This is a genomic window from Micromonospora sp. 4G55 (genome assembly GCF_016803375.1).
On sequence record NZ_JAEVHN010000189.1, the window covers coordinates 1 to 10,440 of the forward strand.

7 protein-coding genes and 4 pseudogenes are annotated in these 10,440 nt (G+C 71.4%); 6 read left to right on the plus strand and 5 right to left on the minus strand.

The window, feature by feature from the left end; all coding sequences use genetic code 11:
* The 5 genes and pseudogenes from JNW89_RS17015 to JNW89_RS17035 all read left to right on the plus strand — a co-directional run.
* Positions 1 to 371, plus strand: a pseudogene (locus tag JNW89_RS17015) (endonuclease); the annotation flags it as partial.
* A gap of 128 nt (positions 372 to 499) precedes the next feature.
* Positions 500 to 2,287 (plus strand): bifunctional (p)ppGpp synthetase/guanosine-3',5'-bis(diphosphate) 3'-pyrophosphohydrolase, encoded by a 1,788-nt coding sequence (locus JNW89_RS17020; protein ID WP_238449674.1) that lies wholly within the window; start codon positions 500 to 502, stop codon positions 2,285 to 2,287.
* A gap of 79 nt (positions 2,288 to 2,366) precedes the next feature.
* Positions 2,367 to 2,902: pseudogene (locus JNW89_RS17025) on the plus strand (NUDIX hydrolase).
* A gap of 51 nt (positions 2,903 to 2,953) precedes the next feature.
* Positions 2,954 to 3,779, plus strand: a pseudogene (locus JNW89_RS17030) (sugar phosphate nucleotidyltransferase).
* Between the two features lie 98 nt (positions 3,780 to 3,877).
* Positions 3,878 to 4,165, plus strand: a complete 288-nt coding sequence (locus JNW89_RS17035; RefSeq protein WP_088961047.1) for an Lrp/AsnC family transcriptional regulator — start codon at positions 3,878 to 3,880, stop codon at positions 4,163 to 4,165.
* Between the two features lie 67 nt (positions 4,166 to 4,232).
* Here the strand turns inward: JNW89_RS17035 and JNW89_RS17040 are convergent, their stop codons facing one another.
* From JNW89_RS17040 to JNW89_RS17060, 5 genes and pseudogenes are all read right to left on the minus strand, one after another.
* Positions 4,233 to 4,892, minus strand: coding sequence for a DUF4142 domain-containing protein (locus JNW89_RS17040; protein WP_238449670.1), 660 nt, complete (start codon positions 4,890 to 4,892; stop codon positions 4,233 to 4,235).
* 179 nt (positions 4,893 to 5,071) lie between these two features.
* Positions 5,072 to 6,700, minus strand: a complete 1,629-nt coding sequence (locus tag JNW89_RS17045; protein WP_238449671.1) for a ubiquinol-cytochrome c reductase cytochrome b subunit — start codon at positions 6,698 to 6,700, stop codon at positions 5,072 to 5,074.
* Entirely contained in the window at positions 6,697 to 7,785 is a 1,089-nt protein-coding gene (locus JNW89_RS17050; protein ID WP_238449672.1) for a ubiquinol-cytochrome c reductase iron-sulfur subunit, read from the minus strand. Before JNW89_RS17050 ends, JNW89_RS17045 begins: the two co-directional genes overlap by 4 nt.
* Before the next feature lie 67 nt (positions 7,786 to 7,852).
* Positions 7,853 to 8,687 (minus strand): annotated as a pseudogene (locus JNW89_RS17055) (cytochrome c).
* Positions 8,688 to 8,760: 73 nt separating this feature from the next.
* Positions 8,761 to 9,360, minus strand: coding sequence for a heme-copper oxidase subunit III (locus JNW89_RS17060; protein WP_238449673.1), 600 nt, complete (start codon positions 9,358 to 9,360; stop codon positions 8,761 to 8,763).
* Between the two features lie 108 nt (positions 9,361 to 9,468).
* On the opposite strand from JNW89_RS17060, the gene JNW89_RS17065 reads away from it, so the two are divergent.
* The coding region (locus tag JNW89_RS17065) for a cytochrome c oxidase assembly protein (RefSeq protein WP_375155111.1) at positions 9,469 to 10,440 on the plus strand (972 nt) is incomplete at its 3' end.

Here is a 10,440-nt window from a genome sequence, read left to right on the forward strand (position 1 = left end):
GGCCGGGGCTGACCCGGATCGCCGAGCTGACCGCGGCCCGGCGTGCCCCCGGCGGCGGCTGGGAGCTGGCGCTGGTCCGGCACGGCCGGCTCGCCGGGGCGGGGGTCTCCCCGCCCGGGGTCCATCCTCGACCGACCATCACCGCGATCCGGGCCACCGCGGAGACGGTGGAGCCCGGCCACGGGCCGGTGCCCCGCGCCACCGCCGAGGAGACCGAACGGATCCTGTCCTGGTTGGAACGACCGGAGACCCGGCTGGTGGAGATGTCCTCCGAGTGGTCCTCGCCGGTGTCCGGCGCGGGCCGCTTCCGCGACCTGCTGGCCAAGGCCGAGAACGGCGGATCCCACCAACTCTCGACCGAACGCTCATGAGCAAGTGACCGATCGGACGACGGTGACTGACTTAGGCTGTTAAGGGAGTGCAGTCCTGCCCGTTTCGTGGGCCTGCTTCCGGTTACCAGAGATGGTGATCGCGGAGCCGGGGTGAGGAGGTGTCCCTCGTGGACGTCGACGCCGGACACGGCGCCGCCCTGGGGGGCGCGCTCCCGACCCAGCCCGGGGAGCTGCCGCTGGCCCGCCGGCTGCGGTCCCTGCTCACCTGGCCGACCAACGACACCGACCCGGTCAACCACCTGGTCCGCACCCACCGCGGCATCCACGCCAGCGCCGAGACGTCGGTGCTGCGCCGGGCGTACACGATCGCGGAGAACATGCACCGCGGCCAGTTCCGCAAGAGCGGCGAGCCGTACATCACCCACCCGCTGGCGGTCGCCCAGATCTGCGCCGACCTCGGCATGGACACCACCACCCTGGTGGCGGCGCTGCTGCACGACACGGTGGAGGACACCCGCTACACGCTCCAGGCGCTCTGTGAGGACTTCGGCCGCGCGGTGGCCCACCTGGTCGACGGGGTGACCAAGTTCGACAAGGAGTTCTACGGCAAGGCCGCCGAGGCGGAGACGATCCGCAAAATGATCATCGCGGCGGGCAAGGACGTCCGGGTGCTGATCATCAAGCTGGCCGACCGGCTGCACAACATGCGCACCCTCGGCGTGCGCTCGGCGGCGTCCCGCGAGCGGATCGCCCGCAAGACCCAGGAGGTGCTCGTCCCGCTCTGCGACCGGCTGGGCATCCAGACCCTCAAACGCGAGCTGGACGACGTGGTGCTGCTGCACCTGCATCCCGAGGAGCACGCCCGGATCGCCCGGCACGTGCACGACCGGCCCGGGTGGGACGCCTACCTGGACGACGTGGTCGCCCAGACCAGGACGGCGCTGCGCCGCAGCCGGGTCGACGCCGAGGTGAGTCCTCGACCCCGGCACCTCTACTCGATCTGGAAGGACACCGTCGCCGGTGGCCACACCGCCCCGTTCGACCTGCCCCGGATCGTGATCGTGGTGGACGGCCCGGCCACCGACTGCTACGCCGCGCTGGGCGCGGTGCACGGGCGCTGGCGGCCGGTCCCCGGCCGCTTCAAGGACTTCATCGCCTCCCCGAAGAACAACCTCTACCGGTCGCTGCACACCAGCGTCTGCGGCCCGCAGGACCGCACCGTCGAGGTGCTGATCCGCACCCGCGAGATGCACCGCTCCGCCGAGTACGGCGTCGCCGCCGACTTCCGCTTCCCCCGCACCTCCGGCGAGGCGGCCCAGGCCGAGCAGCTGGGCTGGCTGCGACGGGTGCTCGACTGGGAGCAGGAGGCCCCCGACCCGGCCCAGTTCCTCCAGTCGCTGCGCTGCGACCTGGCCGAGACCCAGATCCAGGTGGTCGCCGACGGCCGGCAGGTCGTGCTCCCGGCCGGGGCCACCCCGGTCGACCTGGCGTACGAGCTGGGCGCCGAGTGGGGCGACCACTGCCTGGCCGCGCGGATCAACGGCCGGCTGGCGCCGCTCTCGTCCGAACTGGACGAGGGCGACGTGGTGGAGATCTTCACGGAGAACGACGCGGAGAGCGGCTTCGAGGCCGACTCCGCGCCGCGCGGGCCCCGCCGCGAGTGGCTCGGCTTCGTCAAGTCGCCGCACGCGCAGATGCAGATCAGCCGCTGGTTCGCCGAGCACACCTCGCCGGGCATCTCGATCGCCGACAAGGTACGCCTCGGCCGGGCGACGATCGGGCTGGCGCTGCGCAAGCACGACCGGGGGCTGGCCAGCGACCTGCCGCTGCTGCGGCTCTCCGAGGAACTCGGCTACCCCGACCTGGAGACCCTGCTGGTGGCGGTCTTCGACCGGGCGGTCGAGCCCGACGCCGTCGTCCAGCAGCTCATCGACCTGGTCGACCATCGCCAGTGATCCCCGCCCGGTCCCGCCGTCGGCACGCGGGTGGTGGGGCCGGGGCGCGGGTGGGGGCCCGAGGGCCTAGCCTGGAGTCATGATCCCCCGCTCGCGCGCCACCGGCCGGGCCGTCGCCTACAAGGTCTTCTACCGCCTTCCGGTGGGGATGCGCCGCCGCCTGGTCCGGCTCGCCGTGCCGAAGTACGTCGTCGGCGCGGTCACCCTGGTCCGGGACAGCGAGGCCGAGGGGACCGGCCGGCTCCTGCTGCTGCGCCAACCGCCCGGGTACAGCTGGACCCTCCCCGCCGGCCTGCTCCAGCGCGCCGAGGCCCCGGTCGTCGGCGCCGCCCGCGAGCTGTACGAGGAGTCGGGCATCCGGCTCTCCCCCGACCGGCTCCGCCCGGCCGTGCCGAACGCCCTGGTGCACGCCAAGGGCTGGGTCGACATGGTCTTCGAGGCGGAGGTGCCGGCGTCGACACCGAGCTGACGGTGGACGGCGCGGAGGTCTACGAGGCCGCCTGGCACCCGCTGGACGACCTGCCCCGGCTCAGCCGGGCCACCGCGTTCCTGCTCGGCCACTACGGGATCGGGCCGCTGGCCGGGCAGATCCCACCCACCGGCCGAGCGGCGTGACCGCGATCCCCGACCGGCCGTCGCCCGAGGCGGCCGGCCACCCGGCGCCGGGTGCCGCCGGCGGGGATCTGCGCGGTGGTGCTCGCCGCCGGCGAGGGGACCCGGCTGCGGCCGCTCACCGAGCGGGTGCCCAAGGCGCTCTGCCCGGTCGGCAACGTGCCGCTGCTGGACCGGGCGCTGGCCCGACTCGCCGGGCTGGGCCTGACCGGTCCGGGGACGGTCGCGGTCAACGCCAGCTACCTCGCCGACCAGGTGGTCGCCCACGTCGGCGCCCGGGCCCACCTCTCCGTCGAGCCGGGCGCCCCGCTGGGCACCGCCGGGGGGCGTCGGCAGGCTGCGGGACTGGATCGCCGGGCGCGGCGTGTTGGTAGGCAACGCCGACGCGTACCTCGCCGATTCGGCGGCCGCCCCCGGGCCGGACGTCGCCGCGCTGCTCGACGGCTGGGACGGGCGGAGCGTACGCCTGCTCGGCCAGCCGGCCGCGGACCCGGCGCTCCGGCACGTTCGACGGGCACCAGTTCACCGGGTTCTCCCTGCTGCCCTGGCGGCTCGTCCGGGAGCTGCCGGCAACCTTCAGCGACCTGGTCCGGGCGGTGTGGCGGCCGGCGGAGGCGCCGGGGCGCTGGAGGTGGTGCCGTACCCCGGCACGTTCTTCGACACCGGCACCCCGGCCGACTACCTGGCGGCCAACCTGCATGCCGCCGGCGACGGCGAGCTGCTCGATCCCGGCGCGATCGTGACCGGCCGGGTCCGCCGCGCGGTGGTCGGGGCCGGCGCGGTGATCCGCGGCGACGTGGAGCGGGTGGTGGTCTGGCCCGGCGCCATCGTCGAGGAGGGCGAACGGCTGTGCGACGTGATCCGGGCGGCGACGCGCTGACCGTGCCGGCGGGCTGAGCGGCCCGCGCCGGACCGGTCCTGCGCCGGCCGGTGAACATCTAGCATGAGCCACGACGTCGACGAACGGAGAAGCGTCCAGTGATCACCGCGATCGTCCTGATCGACTGCGCCACCGACTCGATCCCCGAGGTGGCCGAGACCCTGGCCAACCTGCCCGGCGTCAGCGAGGTCTACTCGGTGGCCGGGCACGTCGACCTGATCGCCATGGTCCGGGTCCGGGAGTTCGAGCAGATCGCCCAGGTCATCGCCGGCAGCATCTCCAAGGTGCCCGGCGTGCTGAACACCGAGTCGCACATCGCGTTCCGGGCGTACTCCCAGCACGACCTGGAGGAGGCGTTCGCGATCGGGCTGGCCGGCGCCGACTGACCGGTGAACGCGCGGTGGCCGGCCCACCCCGGAGGGCGGACCGGCCACCGTCGGCCGTGCGGTGACGTCAGCTGGTGCCCGGAGCCGGCGTCTCGGTGGTGCCACCCGGCGACTCGGTGCCACCCGGCGACTCGGTGCCGCCCGGGGCCGGCGTGGTGGTGCCGCTCGGGCTGGGCGTGCCGGTGGCGCTGGCCTGCGGCACCGGGATGCCCAGCTGCTGCGCGAGGTTCACCAGTTCGTCGTAGTGCGCCTGGAGCACCGGCAGCGCCGTCTGCGCCAGCTGGATCACCGACTGCTCCTGACCCTGTGAGATCTCGGTCTGGGTGGCCTGGATCGTCTGGAGGTGCCCGGCGAGCTGCGAGGTCACCCACTGCCGGTCGAACTCCTCGCCCCTGGCGTTCCTCAACCGATCGAGGATCTGCTGCTGGTCGGCGGTCGGCTCACCCGGCAGCTGCACACCCAACTGGGAAGCGGTCTGCTGGACCGACTGGTCCAGCTGGGTGTGGTCGGTCTTGAACATCTCGCCGAGCCGCTTGACCTCCTGGTTCTGGCCCTTCTCCCGGGCCAGGTCACCAGCCTTGATCTCGAACAGGTTGGACTGGTGCACCGCCTGCAGATACTGGCTGTCCTGCGTCGACGGCTGTGCCGCGGCCTGCGCGGCCGCGGCAGGCGCCAGACCGACCAGCACCAGCGCGGCCAGCAGGCCGAGGCGTTTGATTCCCAACATGTTTTCCCTCCCCGTTGACGTTGGACCGCACGGATACCCGGCTGGCGGGGGTTATTCCTGCGTTTCCACCCGTCGGTGGGCGGGTTGCGGGGTGGGCAGGGCGGACCCGGACGAACGTCGCGGAAATGGACGTGGCGCCCGCCGGAGAACTCCGGCGGGCGCCACGGTCAGGTACGTCGTCAGCGACGGCTCTCGCCGCTGCCGATCTGCTCCCGCTCGGGGCGGGGCTCGACCGGCGGGTGCCCCGGCGAGACCGGCGCCTCGGCCGGCTTCTCGATCGGGTAGAAGAAGCCCCGGATGGCCGGGCCGAGAGCCCCGAGCCGGTTCATCTTCTTCGGCACCACCCAGCCGACGTAGTCGAGCTCGCCGTGCCCGTCGTGGCCGTCGGCCGCGGTGAGCGGCTGGTGGACCTCGACGAACCGACCGTCCGGCAGGCGCCGGATGATGCCGGTCTCCACACCGTGGGCCAGCACCTCCCGGTCGTGCTGCTGGAGACCGAGGCAGAGCCGGTACGCCACGTAGTACGCCAGCGGCGGGACCACCAGCAGGCCGATCCGGCCCGCCCAGGTCATCGCGTTGAGGCTGATCTGGAACTTGTCCGCGATCACGTCGTTGCCGCCGGAGAGGGTCAGCACCACGAAGAACGACACCGCCATGGCGCCCGCCGCGGTCCGGGCCGGCACGTCCCGGGGCCGCTGGAGCAGGTTGTGGTGCTTGCGGTCCTTGAGGTGCCGCGCCTCCATGAACGGGTAGAACAGGGAGATCGCGACGAGGATGCCCGGCAGCACGACCGTCGGCCAGAACAGCGGCGGGATGACGTACCCGTCGCCGATCGGGATGGTGATCTCCCAGGCCGGCATGAGTCGGGTCGAGCCGTCGAGGAACATGACGTACCAGTCGGGCTGGCTGGCGGCCGAGACCACCCACGCCTCGTACGGGCCGAAGTACCAGATCGGGTTGATCTGGAAGAGGCCACCCATCAGCGCGATCACGCCGAAGACGACCATGAAGAAGCCGCCCTGCTTGAGCGCGTAGCGCGGGAACATCCGCTCGCCGACCACGTTCTCGTTGGTCCGGCCGGGGCCGGGCCACTGGGTGTGCTTCTGCTTGAACACCAGGCCCAGGTGGACGCTGATCAGCGCCACCAGCAGACCCGGGATCAGCAGCACGTGGGCGATGAAGAAGCGGCTGATGATGATCTCGCCCGGGAACTCCCCGCCGAAGATCGACGAGGTGACCCAGGAGCCGATCACCGGGATCGACAGCATGATGGCCGAGGCGATCCGCAGACCGGTGCCGGACAGGCCGTCGTCCGGCAGCGAGTAGCCGGTGAAGCCGGCCAGGAAGCCGACCCAGAACAGCAGCGAGCCGATGATCCAGTTCGTCTCACGCGGCTTGCGGAACGCGCCGGTGAAGAAGACCCGCAGCATGTGCACGACGATCGAGGCCATGAACAGCAGCGCCGCCCAGTGGTGCATCTGCCGCATGATCAGGCCGCCCCGGACGTCGAACGACAGGTCCAGGCTGGACGCGTACGCGGCCGACATCGGCGTGCCCCGCAGCGGGGCGTAGCTGCCGTCGTAGACCACCTCGGTCATCGCCGGCTCGAAGAAGAAGGTCAGGAAGACACCGGTCAGCAGCAGCACGACGAACGAGAAGAGCGCGATCTCGCCGAGCAGGAAGGACCAGTGGTCCGGGAAGACCTTGTTGAGCAGCTTGCGCAGCGGGGTGGCCACCTGGAACCGGTCGTCCACCGCTCCGGCCGTCTTGGCCGGCACCGCTGCTACGTCGAACTTTCGGCGCTTCATGGCCGCTCCCAGAAGTCGGGGCCGATGGTTTCGGTGTAGTCGGACTTCGCCACGAAGAAGCCCTCCTCGTCCACCTCGATGGGCAGCTGCGGCAGCCGACGGCTGGCCGGACCGAAGATGGGCCGGGCGTTGTCGGTGATCAGGAACTGCGACTGGTGGCACGGGCAGAGCAGCCGGTTGGTCTGCTGCTCGAACAGGCTCGCCGGGCAGCCGGCGTGCGTGCAGATCTTGGAGAACGCCGCGTAGTTGCCCCACATGAAGTCCTGGCGGCCCAACCGCGCGTTGGCGTCGCGGGACTCCTGGGCGTCCGAATCCCGCAGGTGGATCAGCAGGGTCGGCGAGTCGGCGTGCTTGTTGCTCACGCCGTGCTCGATGCCGGGGAAGACGGTCAGCTGGCCACCGGCGCTGATGTCGGCCGGGCGGATCGGCCGCCCGTCCTCACGGACCAGCCGGACCTTGCGGCCACCCTCGGCCGGCGCGAAGCCGGTGGTGAACATCTGGTTGTTCTTGTGCGGGTGCGAGATCAGGCCACCGACCAGCGGGGCCGCGACGACCGCACCCACCGGCAGCAGGCCCGCCGCCAGCGAGACGCCGAGCAGCGGACGACGCCGCACGCCCATCTCGTCGGCCAGGTAGAGCATGGTCTCCCCGGTGATCTTGCGATCCTCCGGCGCTCCCGGCTGGTCGTGCCGGCCCTGGATCGAGACCTCCTTGGGCAGCAGCTTCTTGCCCCAGGTGAGGATGCCGAAGCCGACGGCCAGGAGCGCGACGCCCAGGGTGAGGCCGAGCAGCGGGGTGTACCACTTGTCACCGCCGCGGCCAGCCTCCCACTTCCACGGCCACCAGATGTAGATGACCAGGAAGGCGGTGGCGGCGAGGCCAGTGAGGAGGAAGAAGCCGGCGACCGTACGGGTCAGCCGGCGCTCGGCCTTGCTGCCCGGCGCCACCTGCTCCTCGTAGTGAACGATCTCGATGTCGTCCCGACGCGCGCCCTCCTGGACGATGTCGAACCGGGACAGCCGGGGGTCCAGGACGTCGAGCGGCTCCCGACCCTGCGGGGCCTGGTGCTCGGTGTGGGTGCTCATGCCGTCACCTCGCTACGGGCGGTGCCGACGCACGGCACCACGGCAATGGTACTGACGTTCGACCGGGTCACGACTTGCCCGCAATCCACAGGCTGGCGAAGACCAGCGCGACGATGCCGATCAGGAAGATCGCCAGGCCCTCGGTGGAGGGGCCGTACCGGCCGAGGTTGAACCCGCCCTGGTCCTGGTCGTGCTTCAGCGTCTCCTGGATGTAGGCGATGATGTCCGCCTTCTGCTCCGGGGTGATCTGGTTGTCGCCGAACACCGGCATGTTCTGCGGGCCGCTCAGCATGGCGGCGTAGATCTGCCGGTCGCTGGCCGGGCGCAGGCTCGGGGCGAACTTGCCCGAGGAGAGCGCGCCGCCGCCACCACCGAAGGCGTGACACTGCGAGCAGTTGATCCGGAACAGCTCGCCGCCGGTCGCCAGGTCGGCGCCCTCACGCAGGTGACCCTCGGGAACCTGCGGGCCGCCACCGAGCTCCTGGACGTACTGGGCGAGCTGGCGCACCTGCTCGTCGGTGAAGACCGGGGGCTTGCGCTGGGCCTGGGCCTCCTGTCGGGCCATCGGCATGCGGCCGGTGCCCACCTGGAACTCGACCGAGGCGGCGCCCACGCCGACCAGGCTCGGGCCACGACCGTCGACACCCTGCGCGTTGCGACCGTGGCAGGTAACGCAGCTCACGTCGAACAGCGCCTTGCCCTCGGCGGCGGCGCCGGTCAGCGGCGGGTTTTCCTGCGCCTGCACGCCGGGGGCGAAGACGGTGTAGGCGCCGCCGGCCAGCGTCAGCGCGGCGATCAGCCGGACCGCGGCGCCCAGCCGGCGGCGGGCCCCTGCTGCGCGCTACGGGCCGCCCGCGCAGGCGCGCGAGCAGACCGCGTCGGCGGTCGTTGTCAGAAGTCATGACCTGTGTCCTTAACCGGGTTGGACCTTGTCTCAGGGGACGGAGCAGCGGCGCGGTTCGTGACGCGCCAAGATCACTGGAGCCAGTAGATCATGGCGTAGAGGCCGATCCACACCACGTCGACGAAGTGCCAGTAGTAGGACACGACGATCGCCGAGGTGGCCTGCGCCGGGGTGAACCGGCCCATGGTGGTGCGGACCATGAAGATGATGAAGGCGATCAGGCCGCCGGTCACGTGCAGGCCGTGGAAGCCGGTGGTGAGGTAGAACATCGACCCGTAACCGTCCTCGTTGATCTTCACGCCCTCGTGCACCAGGGTGCGGTACTCGTTCGCCTGGCCGAGCACGAAGATCAGACCCATCACGAAGGTGATCGTGAACCAACGCCGCAGGGCGTGGACGTCGCCCTTCTCCGCCGCGAAGACACCGAGCTGGCAGGTCACCGAGGACAGCACCAGGATCACCGTGAAGGTGGTCGCGTAGGGGATGTTGAGTCCCTCGGTGTGCTTCTCCCACTGCTCCGGCGCTGCCGCGCGGATGGAGAAGTACATCGCGAACAGCGCCGCGAAGAACATGAGTTCGCTGGAGAGCCACACGATCGTCCCGACGCTGACCATGTTGGGTCGGGTCAGGGAGTGGATCCGGCTCTTGTCAATGGCTGGGGCCGCAGTCACGCGGTCATTATTGCCCTTGACCGGGGCGGGCGATCAGCGGGGGGCCAAACCCGGGCGAGGGATGGCCCGATAGTGGCGGTCCGGTTCGCCTGGCCTAGCCTGAAAAGCGTGCTGCACGTCGATTCGATCTTCGCCGCGACCTCGGCGGGCCCGTCGGCGGTCCTCGCCGCCGGTGGCGAGGCCGTCCCGCCGCCGTTCACCGTCGCCCGGGTCTTCACCGAGACCCGGCTGGACAGCTGGCTCGCCCTCGGGCTGGTGCTGGCCGCCGGACTGTACCTCTACGGGGTCTACCGGCTGAGGCTGCGCGGGGACGCCTGGCCGGCCCTCCGGACGATCTGCTTCCTCGGCCCGGGCCTCGGCGGCATCGCCGCGGTCACGGTCAGCGGCCTGCACGCGTACGACACGGCGCTGGTGTCGGTGCACATGGTGCAGCACATGGTGCTGTCGATGGTCGCGCCGATCTTCCTCGCCCTGGGCGCCCCGGTCACCCTGGCCCTGCGCACGCTGCCGGTACGCCCCCGCAAGCGGCTGCTGGCGGTCGTGCACAGCCGGTTCGCGAAGGTCTACAGCTTCCCGCTGGTGGCGTTCAGCATCTTCGTGGTGAACCCGTTCGCGCTCTACTTCAGTGGTCTCTACCACTACACGCTGGAGCACGCCTGGGCGCACGAGCTGGTGCACGCCCACTTCATCGCCACCGGCTGCGTGTTCTTCTGGCCGCTGCTCGGCCTCGATCCGCTGCCGGGACGGTGGCCGTACCCGGCGCGGGCGCTGCTCATGCTGCTCTCCGTGCCGTTCCACACGGTGCTCGGCCTCACCATCATGCAGAGCACCACGCTGCTCGGCGGCGACTGGTACCCGTCGCTCAACCTGTCCTGGTCGGACCCCTGGAACGACCAGGTGGTCGCCGGCGGCATCCTCTGGGCCGGTGGCGAGTTCGTCAGTGTGACGATGCTCGCGGTGCTGGTCGTGCAGTGGATCCGGCAGTCCGAGCGGGAGGCCCGCCGGCTCGACCGCGAGCTGGACCGCCAGGAGGCCCGCGACCGCGCCGCCGACGCCGCCGCGACCGCGGCGACCGCGGGC

What these genes read in the sequence shown, in the direction of transcription:
- JNW89_RS17040 (WP_238449670.1), bottom strand. Translation starts at nt 4,892, where the DNA reads ATGTTGGGAATCAAACGCCTCGGCCTGCTGGCCGCGCTGGTGCTGGTC.
- JNW89_RS17045 (WP_238449671.1), bottom strand. Translation starts at nt 6,700, where the DNA reads ATGAAGCGCCGAAAGTTCGACGTAGCAGCGGTGCCGGCCAAGACGGCC.
- JNW89_RS17050 (WP_238449672.1), bottom strand. Translation starts at nt 7,785, where the DNA reads ATGAGCACCCACACCGAGCACCAGGCCCCGCAGGGTCGGGAGCCGCTC.